The 19,762-nt window shown below is 31.6% G+C and carries 16 protein-coding genes; 2 read left to right on the forward strand and 14 right to left on the reverse strand.

Annotated features, from left to right (window positions below; genetic code table 11):
• Window positions 1–26: 26 nt before the first annotated feature.
• Window positions 27–1,175, forward strand: a complete 1,149-nt coding sequence (locus N4A68_04805) for an MFS transporter (GenBank protein ID MCT4563620.1) — start codon at window positions 27–29, stop codon at window positions 1,173–1,175.
• A gap of 35 nt (window positions 1,176–1,210) precedes the next feature.
• Here N4A68_04805 and N4A68_04810 read toward each other — a convergent pair whose 3' ends face one another.
• The 7 genes from N4A68_04810 to N4A68_04840 all read right to left on the reverse strand — a co-directional run bounded on the left by N4A68_04810 (window position 1,211) and on the right by N4A68_04840 (window position 12,044).
• Window positions 1,211–2,137, reverse strand: a complete 927-nt coding sequence (locus tag N4A68_04810; GenBank protein MCT4563621.1) for a tetratricopeptide repeat protein — start codon at window positions 2,135–2,137, stop codon at window positions 1,211–1,213.
• A 301-nt stretch (window positions 2,138–2,438) separates the two neighbouring features.
• Window positions 2,439–4,493, reverse strand: a complete 2,055-nt coding sequence (locus N4A68_04815; protein ID MCT4563622.1) for a methyl-accepting chemotaxis protein — start codon at window positions 4,491–4,493, stop codon at window positions 2,439–2,441.
• Between the two features lie 270 nt (window positions 4,494–4,763).
• Window positions 4,764–6,140 (reverse strand): SpoVR family protein, encoded by a 1,377-nt coding sequence (locus N4A68_04820; GenBank protein MCT4563623.1) that lies wholly within the window; start codon window positions 6,138–6,140, stop codon window positions 4,764–4,766.
• A 10-nt stretch (window positions 6,141–6,150) separates the two neighbouring features.
• The gene (gene yhbH, locus N4A68_04825; protein ID MCT4563624.1) at window positions 6,151–7,332 is read right to left on the reverse strand and encodes a sporulation protein YhbH; all 1,182 of its coding nucleotides are present in this window, start codon (window positions 7,330–7,332) and stop codon (window positions 6,151–6,153) included.
• 212 nt (window positions 7,333–7,544) lie between these two features.
• Window positions 7,545–9,464 (reverse strand): PrkA family serine protein kinase, encoded by a 1,920-nt coding sequence (locus N4A68_04830; GenBank protein MCT4563625.1) that lies wholly within the window; start codon window positions 9,462–9,464, stop codon window positions 7,545–7,547.
• A 255-nt stretch (window positions 9,465–9,719) separates the two neighbouring features.
• Window positions 9,720–10,364, reverse strand: a complete 645-nt coding sequence (gene trmB / locus N4A68_04835; protein MCT4563626.1) for a tRNA (guanosine(46)-N7)-methyltransferase TrmB — start codon at window positions 10,362–10,364, stop codon at window positions 9,720–9,722.
• A gap of 60 nt (window positions 10,365–10,424) precedes the next feature.
• The gene (locus N4A68_04840; GenBank protein MCT4563627.1) at window positions 10,425–12,044 is read right to left on the reverse strand and encodes a putative manganese-dependent inorganic diphosphatase; all 1,620 of its coding nucleotides are present in this window, start codon (window positions 12,042–12,044) and stop codon (window positions 10,425–10,427) included.
• Window positions 12,045–12,269: 225 nt separating this feature from the next.
• Between N4A68_04840 and N4A68_04845 the strand changes: the two genes are divergently transcribed.
• Window positions 12,270–12,677 (forward strand): C-GCAxxG-C-C family protein, encoded by a 408-nt coding sequence (locus N4A68_04845; GenBank protein MCT4563628.1) that lies wholly within the window; start codon window positions 12,270–12,272, stop codon window positions 12,675–12,677.
• Window positions 12,678–12,772: 95 nt separating this feature from the next.
• Here N4A68_04845 and N4A68_04850 read toward each other — a convergent pair whose 3' ends face one another.
• The 7 genes from N4A68_04850 to N4A68_04880 all read right to left on the reverse strand — a co-directional run bounded on the left by N4A68_04850 (window position 12,773) and on the right by N4A68_04880 (window position 19,751).
• A complete protein-coding gene (locus N4A68_04850; protein MCT4563629.1) occupies window positions 12,773–13,510 on the reverse strand; it encodes a sulfite exporter TauE/SafE family protein in 738 nt (245 codons plus the stop codon).
• 272 nt (window positions 13,511–13,782) lie between these two features.
• Complete coding sequence (locus N4A68_04855; GenBank protein MCT4563630.1) at window positions 13,783–15,750, reverse strand: DUF4173 domain-containing protein; 1,968 nt, start codon at window positions 15,748–15,750, stop codon at window positions 13,783–13,785.
• A gap of 82 nt (window positions 15,751–15,832) precedes the next feature.
• Entirely contained in the window at window positions 15,833–16,036 is a 204-nt protein-coding gene (locus N4A68_04860) for a DUF3955 domain-containing protein (GenBank protein MCT4563631.1), read from the reverse strand.
• An 11-nt stretch (window positions 16,037–16,047) separates the two neighbouring features.
• On the reverse strand, window positions 16,048–16,254 hold the full coding sequence (locus N4A68_04865) for a helix-turn-helix transcriptional regulator (GenBank protein ID MCT4563632.1): 207 nt from the start codon (window positions 16,252–16,254) through the stop codon (window positions 16,048–16,050).
• A 22-nt stretch (window positions 16,255–16,276) separates the two neighbouring features.
• Window positions 16,277–16,771: a DUF2975 domain-containing protein gene (locus N4A68_04870; GenBank protein MCT4563633.1), complete on the reverse strand. Its 495-nt coding sequence runs from the start codon at window positions 16,769–16,771 to the stop codon at window positions 16,277–16,279.
• A 143-nt stretch (window positions 16,772–16,914) separates the two neighbouring features.
• Window positions 16,915–17,640, reverse strand: a complete 726-nt coding sequence (locus tag N4A68_04875) for a hypothetical protein (protein ID MCT4563634.1) — start codon at window positions 17,638–17,640, stop codon at window positions 16,915–16,917.
• Between the two features lie 23 nt (window positions 17,641–17,663).
• Entirely contained in the window at window positions 17,664–19,751 is a 2,088-nt protein-coding gene (locus N4A68_04880) for an ABC transporter ATP-binding protein/permease (GenBank protein MCT4563635.1), read from the reverse strand.
• Window positions 19,752–19,762 lie beyond the last annotated feature (11 nt).

Raw genomic sequence — 19,762 nt, forward strand, 5'->3', positions numbered from 1 at the left:
AACATAATTATTTGAGGTGAAATTAGATGGCAAATATGGTTAAACCAGCAATACTATCGATTTCTTTATTAGTAATAATGACAGGAAATACGGTATCTCCTGCCCTTGCCGACATAAGTGAAGCTTTTCCCCATAATAGCTCTGCCTTGATAAAAATGGTATTGACATTGCCCTCCTTCGCTATTATACCCTTTAGCTTTATATCTGCTCATGTATCTTCATTTGTTAATAAACGTAAAATAATAATAGCTGGACTTGTTATTTATATTATAGGAGGTTTGTCCAGCGGATTTTCTAGAACTATATATGAGCTTTTATTTTTTAGAGGAATATTAGGTATGGGTATGGGTTTAATAATGCCTTTTTCTACTTCCTTAATAGCAGACTTTTATAGGGGAACTGAAAGAACTGTTATGATGGGATTATCAAATGCAGTCTCAAATCTAGGGGGGATTATAGCCACTCTTATTGCTGGGGCATTAGCAATATATAATTGGCGTTATATATTTATAGTATATTCTATAGCTATACTAGTCCTTATACTTATTTTTTGGGGATTACCGGAGCCACCAAAAAAAAGTATAAGGGATAAAAATAGATATCCTATTAATTTTAAAATTTTTTTCGTAGCTTTCTTGGCCTTTATTTTAAATATAGCATTTTACTCTGTTATCACTAACATGTCACTATTTATAAAAATACAAAATATTGGTAATTCAGGATATTCGGGCATAGCTATGTCCTTTATTACTTTAGGGGGCTTCATAAGCGGCATAGTTTTAAGACATGTATCTAAATTGTTTAAAAGAATAAGGGTTCCATTTGCTGTAGCCACCATGAGTTTAGGTTTTTTAAGATTAAGTTATGCTTATAATCTATCATCAATATTAATTGGATCATTTATGATAGGCTTTGGCATAGGTACTTTAAAACCTATTCTATTTTTAAAGTCAGCTGAATTTACTCCAGAGCATTTAAATGCTGTTTCAATATCAATAGTAAGCAATTCAATACTTTTGGGAAAATTTGTTTCCCCATTTTTCATTGATTATTTAAATAAAATCTTTAATAATACTAGTTATAGGTTTATATTTCTATCCATGGCTATCTTCTTAGGATGTGGGGCAATAACATCCCTATTAACTATTTTGTATTGTATAAATAAACAACATTGACATTTTAAATCAAAAACCTAAAAAGCAACAAAGGCTTAAGAATTTTTATGAAACATGAGCTTAAAAGCCTTAAGCTCTTTGATAGGATCTAGCTCTTCATCTTTAAGAACATACTCCACTAGGCTAGGACTCAACTGTGTAGCTGTAATAATATCCCTTAAAGCCTTTTCAAAAGCATCTCCATGAATATAGCAGCATGCTCTATTATAATACAAAACCGAGGTGTCTTCATTATACATTATGCCCTTTGTAATTATATCAATAGCCCTTTTATAGTCCTGCTGTTCTTTATATATAATAGCCAAATTTAAGAAACTATAAGGATAGCAGGGTTCTTCTTTTATGGATAATCTATAATAATGCTGGGCTTTTTCTATTTCACCTAAGCCTTTATAGATAACTCCCATATTAAATAATGGTATATGGTGATTAGGAATCAGCTCTAAGCTTTTCTCCATCATTTCTATAGCCATATTGTGTTCATTTATCTCTTCATATATAGAACCTAAGTTAGTATGTGCCCAAAAATCATCGGGCTTTAAAGCTATAGTTTTTTTATAGCATAGTATAGCATTTTCCTTTTCTCCAATTTCATCGTAGATATTTGCTAGAAAGAAATATGCCCTATCATAATATTCATCTATCTGTATTGCTCTTTTATAATATTGTATGGCACTCCCATAGTCTTTTCTATCATCATATAAAATAGCTAGTCCATAGTATGCTCTAGCTTCATCAGGGTCTATATCCAATATTTCTCGATACTTTTCTTCTGCCTTAATGATATCTCCTAGACCATCATAAACCAAGGCCATATCCAGCAATAATTCAATATCGTATTTTCCACCCTCCATGCCATATGCTTTTCTAAAAAACCTAAGGGCTTTAATAAACTTTCCCTCTTCTTGAAATTCTTTAGCTATATTTTTATAATTATTAATCATATATACGTTCTTATCCATATTCAATTACCCTTCCAACTGTGATTATCCTTACTCATATAAAGCTATTTACAAATATAGTATATATGATTTGTAAATTTAATCAAGAATAAAACACTAAGAAGGAAATTTACAAAAAAAGAATGTCTCGGAATAATGAATTTCTTTGCTACTTAAAATTCAACGGACTTGGCACATACATTAGTAATAGCCAAGTCCATGAAATTTTAAGGTCTCAGACTTCATCCACTCTGAAACACCCAGGGATAAGACCCAAGGAATTATCCTTTGAGATAGCCCCTTTTTTCAAGATTTCTACCAACTAGATTATAAACTTTTCCGTACCATTTTCTAATTTATCAATAACCTGGGTCAATTTATCTATCTCACTTCCTATTCTTTGAATAGATATTGTGTTTTGCTCAGTAGTGGCCGCCACTTCCTCAGTTGCCGCTGCACTTTCTTCGGATATACTTGCAAGATTCTCAATTGTTTCAACTACCTTTCCAGCACTTTCGTTTAACATATCAGAGTCCTCAGAAACCCTACGTATTTTATCCGATACCTCTTGTACCGATGCGATAGTTTCAGCGAAGGATTTAACTATTTCTTCAACAGACTTTTCCTGATCTCCAATTGTACTCTCTGTATTCTTCATCTCTTCAACCGCATTTTCAATGCCATTTTGAATATCTTTTATTAATTCATTAATTTTTTGTGTAGAATTCGACGACTGTTCTGCTAGTTTTCTTACTTCATCAGCTACCACTGCAAAGCCCTTACCATGCTCTCCAGCTCTAGCTGCTTCAATGGCAGCATTTAAAGCTAGTAGATTTGTTTGTTCTGCAATTCCATCTATGGTATTTACTATCTCCCCTATTTCCAAGGATTTATTTGAAAGATTATTAATCGCATTGGCCACCTTTATAGTAGCATTCTTACTTTCTATCATCTTCTCTTTTTGATATTCTATTTTACCCGAGCTTTCTTCCATTATCATCATTGAATTAGCCGTTAACTCTTCACATACCTTAGTCTCTTGGGTTACACCCCTTAGTTTTTTAATTATTTCCCCTATCATTAAACTACCGTCTTGAGTATTACTTGCTTGCTCACTAACTCCCTGGGCTAATTCCGAAACAGTAATGGAGATTTGCTTTGAAGATGCTGAAACTCCTGATGAAACTTGATCCAATTCTTGACAAGATTCAACTACATTAACTGTACTAGTCTTAATTTCTGAAACAAGCTTGTGGATGTTCTCTATCATATTTATAAAAGCCCTTGCTAACAATCCAATTTCATTATCCTTTTTATAATACTGGACTAAATTCTCTTGCCTAGTTAAATCTCCTTCTGTGATTCTCTCAGCATCCTTTGTTATAACTTTCAAAGGATTAATTACCATTCTTGTTATTATCTGGGACAACATAATAACCAATAAAACAAGTGAAATAATTAGAATCCCAGCATTAAAGTAAAATGTTCTATTAATGACTCTAAACACCTCTGACTGTGGAATAAATACAACAACATTTAGTCCAGTATCTCCGATTGGTGCAAATACACTTAAATATGTATCATTATCTAGTTTAATTCTATTAACGCTTGAGTTATCTCCACTAAGTATTTTATTTCCAAATTCTTTAAGTTTTTCGTCCTCTTCATCAATTATCCTCATATTTAGATTTTTATCCGTATCTCTATTGGCAAGATAATAACCTTCACTAGTCACAACAAATGCATATCCTTCTTGTCCAATTTTTATATTTGAAACGTATTGTTGTAATTCATCCAATCCGATATCTAGGGTTATAACTCCAACCTTTTCACCTGTCTTTTCAATAGCACTTGTGGCTGTTATCATTGGAACCCCTGTAATTGGATCTGCATATGGTTCACTCCAAATGACACTTTTATCTATTTCAAAGCCATCCTTGTACCAATCATACTGGAAATAGTCTTCCTTAGCTGTACTATAATCCCATGTAGTTTTTATAGTATTGCCATCTTTGTGCATGTACGGACCATAGTACTTATGTTCTTTATCATACTCATATGGCTGAAGCCAAAATCCTCCACCTATAATTAGGTCATCATTTTCTATGTGTTTTTTGAGTATACTAAGTAATATATCGGTATCATATCCAGGCATTACCCCAATGGTTGAAGCATAGGATTGACCAGAATCTCCCCATTTAGAAAACTTGGAATTTAAATATGATGCTTCCTTCTCAGCTTGAAATGTTAGTGTTGTATTGATTGTATCCCTAAAAACTCGCTTAAAGGTTAAAATATTTAAACTGATCTGGACAAAGGATAAAACAACTGTAAACACAACTATTGCTACAATCACCGTATTTTTAATACTCTTCATTTGTTATTATGCCCTCCTATTTTGATATATTAAACGACGCATTTTGACATCTTTCCTTGTTGAACTTAATTCTATATTTTTTTGTATTCTCCTTCTCTATTAACAAATTTTAAGATATATTTAACTTTTGCATAAATTTCCATAGGATAAACCCCATGTATATCTAGTATCTCTTACTTTTGATGTGAGTGTTTTGCCAAGGAGCATCTACAATAAGAAAGGACTAACTCATGGGATATTTCCCTGAGCTTAGCCCCCCATATCTAAGTTTTATGCCCCCGTCATAGAAATAGTTTTGTCTTCATTGCAAGTAATTATCTTATTTATCTTATTTACAACGGTTTTCAAAATTACTTTTCTTCCCCATAAATCCACAAGATATTTCAATGTCTCATAGGCATAGCTTAATTCTAATTCCCTTCCATCGTATTCATGGGATATCATCAGTGATTTATCCTTTGGCAAAATTTTTTCCACCTTAATAATTGGAATCCCTCCCATTCCAACCATATTGGCCAGTGTATCTCTGATTTCCTTCCAACCTTCTTCATCGGCTACTTCTTCTATTACGTAATTACTACCCTTCTTATCATACTTGAAAATATTAAGTTTTAAAGCTAATTCCTTTGTAAGATATTTCCTAATAAAGGATTGATCTCTTTCAAGCTTTCTTACCTCAAATAGCTTTTCTTTTCCATACCGCTTTTCTATGTCTTCAAAAATCTTAAATCCAACAAAATAGGGATTTATACTTCCATAAAATGGCCTAATAACTTGATTATGTCTATTTAAAAACTCAATATATAAGCCCTGGGGTAATTCTAATTGGTTTACTATCTTATGATGCCAGTGGCATGCCCAGCCTTCATTTATAATTTTTGTTTCAATTTGGGGGATAAAATATTTTGTCTCTTCCTTTACAATGTGAAGTATATCCTTCTCCCAATCTTTCAAATCACTATATTCTATTAAAAAGCCCATGATATCATCAGTAGGCTCTAGAGGTACTTTGTTAACATCTGGGAAAGGAATATCTTTTTTATTACCTAAGAGATTATCTGATTTTGTATCTCCATAATATTTTTTTAGTAATCTTTCCTTTTTCTCTTCTTCTGAAATGGTTTTTAGTCCAATGAATCTAGTAGTATGATATCTTATTGCATGGGCGGCATCGAGTATACGTTCTACTTTTTCATACCCAATTGTAGGGTCTTCTACATAGCTTCTGATTCTATCGGAGTGATTCTTAAACATTTCAACGGTATAATCCGCATTTGTTCCATCTACAAATAATCTATTGTTTTTGAAAAAATCATTATGTCCATATACATGGGCCATAGTAAGTATTTGTAAAAGCAATGTATTATCTCTCATAAGATATGCGATACAAGGATTGGAGTTGATTACCATTTCATAGGGTAACCCTTCAAGATTGTATTTGTATAAAGTTTTTTTACGTTCATATGTCTTACCATAGCTCCAGTGGGGATAATGGGACGGCATTCCTACATATGCCTCATAACAAATCATATCCTCATAGTTACATACCTCATATTCTTGAGGATACCAGTCAAGTCCTTCAACCTTTGCAATGGCCGTAATCTTGTCATCCCATTCTTCTAGCTGCTTAATAGTATATTCCATCATAGGCTATTTATTATTCCATGAGCCCTTTTTCCTTCCTTAATAATTTTCTTAGAGCAGGAATAATATCCTCCTTTCTTGAAATGGTAGCAACAGAAAAGTTTGGATACTTCACATTTGTTAAGAATTGTGATTTTATAGAACTCGTAGGTATATATCCCCCCACCACAATTTGTCCATATCCAAAAAGATTACATGTTTCACATAGTTTTTTGGCTTGCTGAACAGCTTTATCGTTATCCTCTCTCCAATTATCCCCATCGCTACAATGAAAAGCATACACATTCCATACACTGGGATTATATCTCTTCTCAATAATCTCTAGGGCTTTTTGATATCCGCTGCTTATATATGTTCCCCCGGATTGCCCTTTATGAAAGAATTCATTTTCACTTACCTCTTTTGCTATGGTTGAATGGGATACAAATACGACCTCTACATTTAAATATTTAAGTCTAACAAATTGATATAAAAGAAAGAAGAAACTCCTAGCTATATATTTTTTTGTGATATTCATAGACCCTGATGTGTCCATAATACAGATGACAACTGCATTACTTTCTCTTTTTACATCCTTTCTTAGATGATAATATCTTAGATCATCTTCTTTAAATGGGAATCTTTCTTTTTCACAGTCGTCCTTGTCAATGTCCTTATCTCTACCCCTACTAGCTATTTTTTCCCTTTTAAGCTTTTCAATCACCGATCTCTTCTTAGCTAAACGAGGCTTGATTCCCTTCCTTTGATATCCTAACCTCTTAAATTTCTTTTCCGACTCTATTTCATTAAACTTCTTTCTTTCCATATATGGTAAATCTAAATCATCAAATAGATAGTTGATTAGTTCCTCAATGGTGATCTCTGTTTCATATATGTCTTCCCCTTCACCATTCCCAGCTTGATCGCCTTCCTTTCCATTCTGCACTTGATCCGTTCCTATTATATCTCCTCTTTTTTCATTCCCATTACCCGAACCCAATTCTGGCTTATTCTTTCCATATACAAATCTATATTCTTTTATTCCCTTAATAGGTATTTTTATCTTTTTATCTTTACTCTTACCTATGATGCTCTCCTGGGCAATAATATTTCCTATATCTTTTTTAATTGAATCCTCAACTAATCTTCTATGTCTTAATCTATCCTCCGACGAACGATCCCTTCCCCTATTGTCAAATTCCCTAAATACGGTCAATTTTTCACCTCCTAACAAAAGCGTCTCACGACGCTTCAGGCCACCTAACAATCAGAATTTCTTCGTTGTCGCTTCACCCAAGAACCCTTACGTATGTCTATATACGCTTCGGTCTCTCGGCCTTAGCACGCCTCGAACTTCAAATTCTTAGGCAGCCTGTCATCTTGTTGACTTTGTCAACAATCTGAAGCGTCTGACGACGCTTTGTAGTTTTAATCCTTCCATAGATTATTGGCTGCATATTTTAGGATGACATTACAGCAGTGTTCACAGTATCCATTTCTCTTCATTTCCTCTACCATTGCATCATATTTTTTTCTTTGACCCTTATCCCTTACCTTTGTCCGGGTGATAACCCTACTTAATTCTCTTACGGAAGTGGTTAATTTTTTCTCTATGGCTTCCTTTAAAGGCTGATAGCACGTATAGTCAATTTTTCCTCCATTTCTCATGACATAGAACATGTATGAAGTGACATCCTGTCTAAATCCCTTAGCAGCACTTCCAGTTATTTTAATCTGCTCCTCAATGGATTTTAGAAATTCCTCATCCGGCTCTAATTCTTCACCAGTACTTTCATCTTTAATCTTAGTTTTATTTACAAAGGCTTCAGCATGATCTAAATAATTATTGAATAAATCTTCTGCTTGCTCTTTATATCCATGTATAAAGGCTTTTGTTACCTCGCTCTCTAATATCTTATGATATTCCTTTTTAATTACATTCTGAAGAAAGTTAAGATATTTTTTCTTTGCATCTTCACCAATTGCTAAATCCTTTACGGCTTGAACAAAGGTTTCTAATACGGATATGGGATTGATACAATTATGCTCTGACTCAGCTATTGCATGGTCTAGCACCTTCATTATAAATCTCGGTGATATGCCTGTCATACCTTCCCTTGGTGAATCTTCCCTCAGCTCAATTATATCTATTTTTTTAGTAGTACCTTTTTCGACAATCTCTTCTCCGTTATATATTTTTAATTTCGTGAGCAGATTAACCTTGGATGAAGGGACAAGCCTTGTAAGAATTGCAAACATCGATGCTACTTCAATAGTATGGGGTGCAATATGTGCATCAAAGTTACTTTTATTCAAAATTTTATTATAGATTTTTATTTCTTCATCTAATTCTAGGCAGTATGGCACCTCTATCTTAACAATTCTATCTAGAATAGCTTCATTAGTATGATCTGATTTAAATTTATTCCACTCCCCTTCATTTGAATGGGCTAGAATAATTCCATCAAAGTAGATCATAGATGATTTCCCCGGAGAAGGAATACTTTTTTCTTGGGTGGCAGTAATCATAGTATGTAGGTATTCTATTTCGTTTTTGAATACTTCAATAAATTCTACTATACCTCTATTCCCTACATTAAAAGCCCCATTTAAGGACAGTACCCTGGGATCATCCTCTGAATACAAATCTAGTTTTGATATATCTACAGAGCCTATTAATACTGATGTATCTTGATTATTTGGATCGACGGGAGGAACTACACCTATACCCTTTCTAGACCTAATACTGAAATCTACGGATTCTACTGGGAAGTTTTCAAATTCATTATTATATTCATGTTTCAATCTATATCTACAAATAGGGCATAAATCTCCTTCAATTTTGACATCAAGTAATTCTTCAAATTTCTCCCTTAGATGATTTGGTACTAGGTGCAATGGTTCTTCCCTCATTGGACACCCCTTTATTGCATATACTGGGTCTCTTTTTTCAAGTCCCCTCTTTAATGCCTCCATAATTGATGATTTACCTGCTCCCACTGGCCCCACAAGATAAAGCACCTGACGAGACTCTTCACCCTTCATAGCAGCTGTTTTAAAATAATTAACTATCTTCATTAATATTTTGTCAATCCCATAAAACTCTTTGAAGAAATTATATTTCTTAATCATATCATTTCCATAAATTCTTCTCAGTCTGGGATTTTCTGCTGTATTAATAACGTCTACTCCTTCACTAAATATTACATCATGCATTCTCTGATGTGCTAACATACAAAGCCACGGTTTTTCCTTTAATATCTCTAGATAATCCAAGAATGTTCCTTCAAAATTCTTCTTTTTCCTTTCTTCCCTATCTTTACTAATTATCTCGGTGAATCTAACCATAAATATCTAAGCCCCCTTTTATGAGATATAAGCCATAAAATAGTTTTTGTTATTATACATATTTATGTAGCTTCTATGAATTTTAAAACAGTAAATAGGTTAAATCCTATTTTCTTCTTAAAATTTTATCCATTTTAGGTCAATATTATATTTATTTATAGGTTATTTGGAAATATATAATTAAGAATTAAAAAAGGATAGACAGTAAAATTCTCACTTACTATCTATCCCTCAGTTATTATTCTTTATTGAAAACTACTTTTTAGGCGAAATAGCTATAAGCTTATTTATAGCTTGACCTCTTTTAACAAATTTCTCTTCATATTCTGTCATAACATTCCCTTGGACATGCTCACTATTATGTAAGTCTCTAGTAATCAAAGAAATCTCCCACCTAGCCTCTTTTAATTCTTCGATGGAGAAATCAAATAGATCCACATTGTCAGTTTTAAAATGAAGTTCCCCATGGGGAATTAAAAGTTTTTCATAGAGTCCTAAGAAGCTTCTATAAGTAAGTCTTCTTTTGAAATGTCTTTTCTTTGGCCATGGGTCTGAGAAATTTAAATACACCCTGTTTATCTCATTTTCATTGAATATATCTTCTATCTTTCTTATATCAGAATGGACAAAGTAAAAATTTCCCTTAGGCTTTTCTTCTAGTTTATTTACACCTCTTATGATAACCTTGGAGTTCCTCTCAAAGGCCAAGTAATTTATATTTGGATTTTTCTCTGCCATCTGTACTATAAATCCACCTCTACCGGAACCAAACTCTACGTGTATTGGGTTGTCATTATTAAATTTATTTTTCCAATTTCCTTTATATTCTTCTGGCTTAATCACTACTTTATCATGACTTTGAAGTCTTTCTAATCCACCTTGTACATATCTTAATCTCACCTTATCCATCCTTTCCCTTTGTTTATGCCCTTACTTTCTTTTATTTTTCCTTAATAATCCTTAGCGTATTATATTTATTGCTTCTACCAATTTAGGAATAACTTGTTTTTTTCTAGATACAACATTGCTTACAAACATTCCCTGCCTAGATCCAATATCAAAGGCCTTAGATATGACTCCATTATTATTACTTTTATACAGGATATATGAGCCATTTTTTAATATATCGGTTATCAGTAAAAGTGTTATAAAATAGTCTTTATTTACATGCATACTATTTATGAAATCTAGAAACTCTTCTTTTCTATTTAATACTTCTTCTATATCTAAAGTAAAAACCTGACCTATCCCTATCTTGTTACCATTCACATTAAATTCCTTGAAATCCTTATTGAATATCTCCGATATACTTTGTCCCTCCAAGGATGTACCTGACTTAAACATTTCCATGGCAAAACTATCAATATTTAGATTCAGTACCCCATTTAACTCCTTTACTGCCTGCCTATCACAGTCAGTAGTGGTCGGTGATTTTAATAAAAGGGTATCGGATATAATTCCTGATATCAAAAGTCCTGCTATTTTTTTATCTATGGGCACATTATATTCCTTATACATTTGAAACACTATTGTACACGTACTGCCCACAGGCTGATTTCTAAAGGTAATAGGCATTGATGTGAAAATATCCCCTATTTTATGGTGATCAATGATTTCTAAAATCTCAGCTTCATTGAGCCCATCGGCACTTTGAGAATATTCATTGTGATCAACTAGTATAACCTTTTTCTTATTTGGATTCAATATATGCCTTCTGCTGACAAATCCTAGGAATTCATTATCATCTGTAACAATAGGATAATTAGAATGTTTATTATTAATTAATTCTTCTTTAGTATCATCTAAATATTCATTTTGATTAAACTTTACTATGTCTTTGTCTATCATTATTGACGAAAGATAATTACACTGATTAATAAGCTTAGAGGTAGTATAGGTATCTGTGTTAACTAAAATAAGATTTACATCCCTCATCTTTGCTTTATCAATATATTTTTCTGGGGGCTTTTTACCCCCAGTTATTATTAGTAGCTTAACCCCACAATCCAATGCATAGTCAATTATATCGTATCTATCTCCAACTATCACAATACTATCTCTACTCAAAATCTCCTTTTGTGCCAAAGTGTCACGATAATAGGATATTATGCTTATTCTTCCCTTTATTTTTGTATCCTGCGTTACTAATATCTCACCATCCAGGTCCCTAGCAACATTATCAAGCTCCGTTTCAAGGTGGTAAAAATCACCTTGAATTAATCCCATAGCTATATCCTTCATAGTAACTATACCTATCAATCGATTTTTTTCGTCCACAATAGGCAGTGTTCTTATTACCTTTTCTTCCATTAATTTATAAGCATAAAGTATTGAATGATTGGGCCTAACTCCCTTGATTCTATCATAATTTAAATCCTTTATCTGTGTTTTGACATTATCTAAAATCATGGGTCTATCTACTTCAAAATAATCTAGTATATGCTTGGTTTCTTTATTTGGGTCACCTAATATACAGGGGGTAGATTGATATCCTAATTTGTTTTTTAAATTAGACAATGCCACTGCAGATGTTACAGAATCAGTATCAGGATTTTTATGGCCAAAAACATAAATCATTATTTTAACCCTCCAATTTATACTATAATTGTAAATATATCTAAATCATATTTTCATGCTGGTGTTATTTATATATAATAGAAATTAGTATAGGGATTTTAGTATAAACTTTAACTTATACTATGAAAACCCTATATAGATAACTCAGATTGTCTATACATAAATTTATCTTGTACCATTATATTCTATCAAATTATTTTATTTTTTTGATACTAGAGGGGGATACATATGTTAAAAAAACTAATTGAAGATGGCTTTGGTAAAGCTGAAGATTTAAACTGTGCTGAAAAAATTCTATATGGAGCAAATGAAGCATATGACCTAGGTTTAGATAAAGAATCTTTGAAGCTGGCAGCAGGCTTTGGCGGGGGTATGGGTATTGAAGGTACTTGTGGAGCATTAACAGCTTCTATCATGGTTTTGAGTAAATTATTTGTTGAAAATAATGCCCATGCAAGCGATAATATAAAAGCTTTAACTACAGAATTATTAAATACATACAAATTAAAAATGGGAGACATTGATTGTAAGTCTCTCAAAGAAAATTACAGATCTCCATCATCTGGATGTCATAAAGTAATACTGAAGGCCTCAGAGAATTTAGATGATATAGTAAGACGCGAGCTTCAATTATAAAAGAAAAACCTGGAAAAAATTCATCCTAAATTTCAAAATGATTTTTATGGGGAATTTCTCCCCTACAAATGTATTATATGTAGGGGAGAAAGGCTTTAACTTATTCCCGAAACTATTGACAATATCCCCATTAGAATTATTAATACCGTAGTTAGTTTTTTAAACGACTCTTCCTTAACTTTATTTCCTACTTTAACTCCAATTAAAACTCCTATAATAAGTGCTGGTAATAAGTACCCAGTATACCTCAGCACTTCAACAGTAATCAATCCCTTATAAATAAATATTATTACAGTCATAATATTGAGTATCCAAAAATAAGCAGTCAAAGTCGCTCTAAAAACTTGTTTTGGAGCATCTTGATTAGTTAAAAATAATATCACTGGTGGCCCACTTATACTGACACTCCCATTTAACATCCCACTAATAAAGCCAACCGATAAATGAGCTAACTTTTCATTATTAATCTTAGCCTTATATCCAAAATGAAGGAAAAGTGCTGATATAGTTACAATTACACCCACTATTATCTTTAGTACTCCTTCATTCAAATTCATAAGTAAATTTGCTCCTATTGGTGTAGCTATGACGGCCGAAATAACCAATAAAGCTATTCTTTTTAATTTGACATCTTGTCTAATCTGATAAAGAATAATAGAGTTCATTATTAGGCTATATATTATGAGCATCGGAACTATTATCTTCAACGGTAGAAGTAATCCTAGAAGAGGCACTGATAATAATGAAAATCCAAAGCTAGTTGCCCCTTGAATGAATCCTGCCGAAAGGATAATCAAAAAACCCATAATTATTGTCAAAATTTCATTAGTCATTTATCTTTTTATCCTCCTAAAATAAGTAATTGGGCTAACATATAAAAATCGAAATAAATCTTTTACATTTAAATATCTTTAGGTATCCTTGAAACATTGGATATCTAAAGATATTTAAATGTAGATTTATAGATATTCCAGTTAAACAGTTAATTTATACACATCAAAACCCCCTAAAAACATCGGATATTTTGATATGTATAAATTAAAGTTTTGGTTGGAATCTCTATAGTGCGTTCTATATAGTATATAAAATTTTAATACATTTGTCATTACTTATATTCTAATATTCTTAATAATTTATACTTATAATAATTAAACTCATACCAATGGTCATATTCTTTGATTAATTTTTCCTTTTCATAATTTATATGTCGCTTAATACTAAGCTTATCATGTTTACTTCCTATATCCATCAATTTTATTATCTCTCCATATGCATCATAGGATAACTTTTTAAGATACATCATGTCAATTTTTTGAGTCGCCCTGTATCTATCAATATTTTTCTTGGCTATGATTTTATCTATATTTGCATAGTTAAGTACTATATATACAATCATAGTGGCTATTATAGCTGATTTTAACATGGGAACTCTTTTTATCCATATTCCCAATAGTACTATCAAAAGCAGTATTCCCAATAAAAGCATGAATACTTGAACAAATATTCTTAAGCGTGTAAATCCAAATGCCATTTCATACATGTTCATCTTATAGTTTGCAGAAAACAGCATGTTAAATGTGAATAAAATTAGAAAGCTGTAGGCTGTATTAGTTATTTTATTTATCTTCGGATTATCCCTATTAGTAAGCTTAATGCTAATAGCTAATAAAGCGAAATTAATCAATGTAACAAGAACCAGCTCAAAAAATCCTTTCCTTGCATATTCTGCATAGGTAAAGCCACTAGGAAGAATGTTTTTTGCTCCCCCGTAAAGATAAGAAAACTGTACTATTGAAAACAATAGGTACACAACACATATGACAAAAATTATGGTTATGATGGTTACCGGCTCCCATTTTGGAAAGGCATTGTTGTTTTTCTGAATATAATCTTCTTTATAGTCATAGTTCAAACTCCATATAAAGCCAAAGGTATATAATGTAATAATCACTATCACTAAAGAGTGTCCTATTAAACTCCCTGGGTTTAGACCCATCATATTATTTCCTATATTCTCAACATAATATTTAAACATCATATCCGCTGAGGTTAATAAAGATACAATAATCAATAGTAAAGGTATAGATATTATTAAACCCTTGATGATATTTTTCTTTGTTGAATTTTCTTCAATACCTCTTCTGTTTTTAATCAATTCTTTAACAAAGGAAAAAAACTTAGGTGCTGTACTAAAAGATGTATTGAAAATCCTTCTAAATATCTTATTGAAAAAAGCAACTTTAATATCCTTTATATTTTCATATCTTATAATGATTATATAGCTTGTAATCAAAATTGGAATTATGATAGCATTTAATGATCTTAAGACCCAATTATTATATATGCTATAGGTAAAAGACAAAAAAATAATAGGTATCAAAAACATCCATCCTAACCTTTTATTCAAATCCATCTTAGCATAATTTGAGTATACTGAGAATCCAATCACAGCCAAAATGAAAACTACAGCTGATATACCTATTGAATCCCAAATAAAGAAATAATTAAATAATATCCCTAGAATAAAAGCCATAAGCATGACCTTTATTTTTTCCTGTAAACCTGCCTGCAAATCCTTTTCTTTTCTATGATTCGTTAAATAACTTCGATTTAAATAATTAATAGAAGCAAAATCATTAAAATAAACCTCAGCAATAATCTTAGTCCAGGAAGCTTGGTATTGTAATTTAATGCATTCCTCTAAAAGAAGCTTTATGTATTGATACTCATAACTGCTGTAATAATTTTTATCCCTTAAATCTACCCATATTAGATGCTCTAGGCCCTCGTCCTCACATAGGCTATTACGATTACAGGCTTCAATTTCTTTATCGCTTAGATCAATAAGAAAAGTAGTAACTTCACTATTTTTGTCTTTATTGAATTTAAAAGTTATTTTACAATCTAAATTTAATAGTTTTCTAATTTCACCCTTAATTGCCCCGACCATATCTTCATTTTCATCTACACATATGGTTATAAAGGAATTTCTATTTATAGATTTATCATTACTATCCTTTAGTAAAATTTTATCTCTATTTATGATCAGTGCTTGAATTTTTTTTACTCCCACATTTCACACCCCTTTTTAAAACAAATTAGTTTAACAGATATATATTGATCATATTAGTCTATATCCTTAATTCAGCTTAAATTCATCGGATTCTTTTAGGATTACGAAATAATGAAAATATACCGAAAATTATGCCAAGGAAAATAAAAATATAACTAAGCGGTATTAGATAAAATGGCTCCAATAAAGTTCCATCGGGGGCAACTTTGGCCCCAATAATATTATAGGTAGTTAAACAGCAGAACCCTACAATGAATGATATTAAAGTCAAAAGATATTTTTTCATAAAAGTTCCTCCTAATTAGACACATATTCTAATATATCACCAGGCTGACAATCCAGTTCCCTGCATATAGCGTTTAAGGTAGTAAACCTTATTGCCTTGGCTTTATTATTCTTCAATATAGATAAGTTCGCATTAGTTATTCCTACTCTTTGAGCCAATTCCGACAATGATATTTTTCTTTTTGCCATCATAACATCAAGATTAACAATTATTCCCACAACCACCACCCCTTAACCTAGCTTATATAGTAAAATCATTTTCTTCCTTAGTCTCCACAGCTTGTTGAAAAACCTTTGATAATATCAATATAAAACATCCGGCGAAGAAGAAAATAAAGAACTCCATATCAGTGTGAATACCCCTAGAGTCAATATATATTAGTTGAAAATCACCATATATAGGATTCATTATGAGATTTAACAAATAGCACACTGTTATAATAAAACACTCTATTGATATATGCCTTAAGATTTTAACATTTTCTCTAACAAAAGGATTGATATTTACTAGTGATTTTACTATTTTTCTTAAGTTATATACTATAAAAATTAATGATATACTCCCCGTTAAGAACAGCAAATAAATAAATATTCTTTTTGGGGTGCTGATAATAAGATTCTCTGAAAATAATGTGTTCTTTGATATAAGTACAAACATAATTACACCTATTAATAGTAAACTATCTAAAGTTATTTTTAATAAACCCGATAAAGAGCCCTTACCATAATATTTCATTCTATACCTCCTAACGTATTTCCCATTACAATACTAACATTATTTTTTATGTTTTTCAATACTTTTTTATTGTTTTTCGATAAAATATTATTGTGAAAAAACATCAAGCCTTTGTAGTTCCTAGCTTGATGCTTTTTATAATTTTATCTACCAATGAATGGGTTATATCTGATTGCAAGGGAAAATAAATAGGGATAGTTTTTCTTTAGATATTTCATATATGCAATCCATTCATATACAAGTAAAGGATATACCCTTTCAATATCAATCTTTAAATGTTCAAAGTCTTCTTCATTTAAATCCTCATAATTCCCATGGTGATGAAGCTCGTCCTCTAAATGAAAGACTGCTGTTAGCAGCTCTGTAAAGGTCTCATGCTCTAGGAGAGATGGATTTTGTAGCAATCCAAGTAAGAAACTTCGTTTTGATTTTAATAGACCTGCAAGGTCTGATATATTTATTTTTTCAATATCTATCTGATATTTTAGTTCTTCCTTAGCTAACTTAACTTTATGCTTAAAGTCATTATCATCCCAGGCTTCTATATCCGTAAATATGGGACTGATATATTTTTCATTATTATCGGCATTAAAAATACTATTTAAAAGCTTTGTTCCGACTTCATTAAAAAATACACCTATAAGCATATTTAATTTCTCAAGTATATGCTGTTTTTCTCTTTCTTCAAGAATTTTATGTAATATTAAGCTTACAATTAAAACTTCTATAGGAATAAAGGCTATATCCTCTACTAGAAAAACAAATATATGATGTGGGTCGTGGAATACTGCGTAATGGATTATGTATAGTACAAGAGATAAAAGTACTAAAAACACTCCAAATTTTACTTGCCATTTTGATTTATTCATAGCTTTATTAGCTCCCTTCACATTTACCCTTCAATACCTTCGTATTGAAGCTGAACTAAATTATAATAAAGTCCCTTTTTATCTAACAGCTCTTTGTGGGATCCCATCTCTCTAACCCTACCCTTGTGCATAACTATAATTTTATCTGAATGTTGAATAGTCGAAAGCCTATGGGCTACTGCTAATGTTGTCCTCCCCTCCATAATTTTATAAAGTGCATCCTGAATAAGCTTTTCCGTTTCCGTATCAATATTAGCTGTCGCTTCATCTAAAATAAGTATTGAGGGTTTCCTAGCTAGAGTTCTAGCAAAGGAAATCAATTGTCTTTGTCCTGCCGATAGGGTTGCACCTCTTTCATAAACCTTTTCTTTATATTGCTTAGGTAATTTTTTAATAAATTTATGGGCATTGACATACTTAGATGACTCTATCATATCCTCATCAGAAATTTCACTATTTCTGAGTTTTATATTGCTCTCTATATTGCCAGTGAACAGAAATACATCTTGAAGCATTTGACCTATATTCCTTCTGAGGCTAGCTGTTTTAATGGTTTTGATATTTACCCCATCTATAAGAATTTCACCTTTTTGAATATCATAATACTTCCCTATTAGATTGAGAATAGTAGTCTTACCAGCTCCAGTAGCTCCAACAAATGCCACCATCTCACCTGCATTAACCTTAAAGGATACATCCCTTAGTACCCATTCCCCCTCTTTATAACCAAACCAAACATTTTTAAACTCTATATCACCTTTGATTTCATCCAAAGCAATGGTATCATTGTCATCAGCTAGCTTTGGCTTCCTATCAAGAAGTCCAAAAATTCTTTCTGCCGATGACATAGCAGATTGAAAAACATTGAATTGCTCAGCAAGCTGTTGCACAGGATGAAAAAATCTTGATATGTATTGAGTAAACGCAATCAATGTACCTATTGTCATTATTCCAGATAAAACATACTTACCACCAAAATATATTATAATAGCTGTGGATATAATTTTCAAAACATATATTAAGGGTCCGTATATACTAAAAGCAGTAATCTGATTTTTATTAGCTTTATTTAGTTTGCTATTTATATCAAAAAATTCTTCATATTTACATTTTTCTCTTGCGAAAACTTGAATTATCCTCATCCCAGATATATGTTCAGATAGAAAAGCATTAACTTTAGCAACATTTTCCCTTACTTCCCTGAACACAATTTTTGAATATCTTCTAAATATTATTGTAGCAATAATCAGAATTGGTATCACTGAATAGGTAATCAAGGATAGTTTAAAATTAAAGCTTATCATGGCTATTATAATACCGATCAAAATAAAAATATTTTTTACAGAATTTATTATTACACTTGTATACATTTCATTTATAGTCTCCGTATCGTTGGTAACCCTTGTAACTAATTTCCCAATAGGTGTTGAGTCAAAGAAGTTTATCTCCATTCTTTGAATATGGGAAAACACATCTACTCTTATTTCATAGACAATCCTTTGTCCTGTATATTGAAGCAATAAGGCCTGTATATATTGTACTCCACTGCCTAACAAAACTACGATTACAAATAATAATGCAAATCTTATAAGACTATCAAAATCCTGTTTTCTGAGAAGCTTTATATCGTCTTCCGTTAACTTTGAAACCTCAAACCTATTGGTTCCTGTTTTAATATATTTACCATCTATTAAGGTTAGTCCTTTATCTTCATTTTCTTCTAATAAATCCAACTGAACTTTTGTAAGTCCTTCTATAAAGTAATAATCATTACCAATTAGGACTATCCTTGCCTTTAAATTGTCAGGATACTTATTTGTAGGGTCCTTTACAAACCTTTTCCCATTAAATTCCACTATATTTTCTAACAATATATCCTCATCCCCAGACACTAGGGTGTATGGAGTACCATATTTTGTGATTATGCTATCAATTCCCTTAGCAACTAGTATAGGTTGAATAAGTTCCACTCCCACCACAATTGCTAAAAGTATAAAGGAAATTATCATCTGTACCAAATAGGGTCTAGCATACTTCATTAACCTCTTAAATAGGTACAAATCTTTTTTATTTGTCTTACTGTGGGTAAGTACATCTTCTAACATATTCATATTTAGTTACC

The organism is Maledivibacter sp., assembly GCA_025210375.1.
GTDB lineage: Bacteria > Bacillota > Clostridia > Peptostreptococcales > Caminicellaceae > JAOASB01.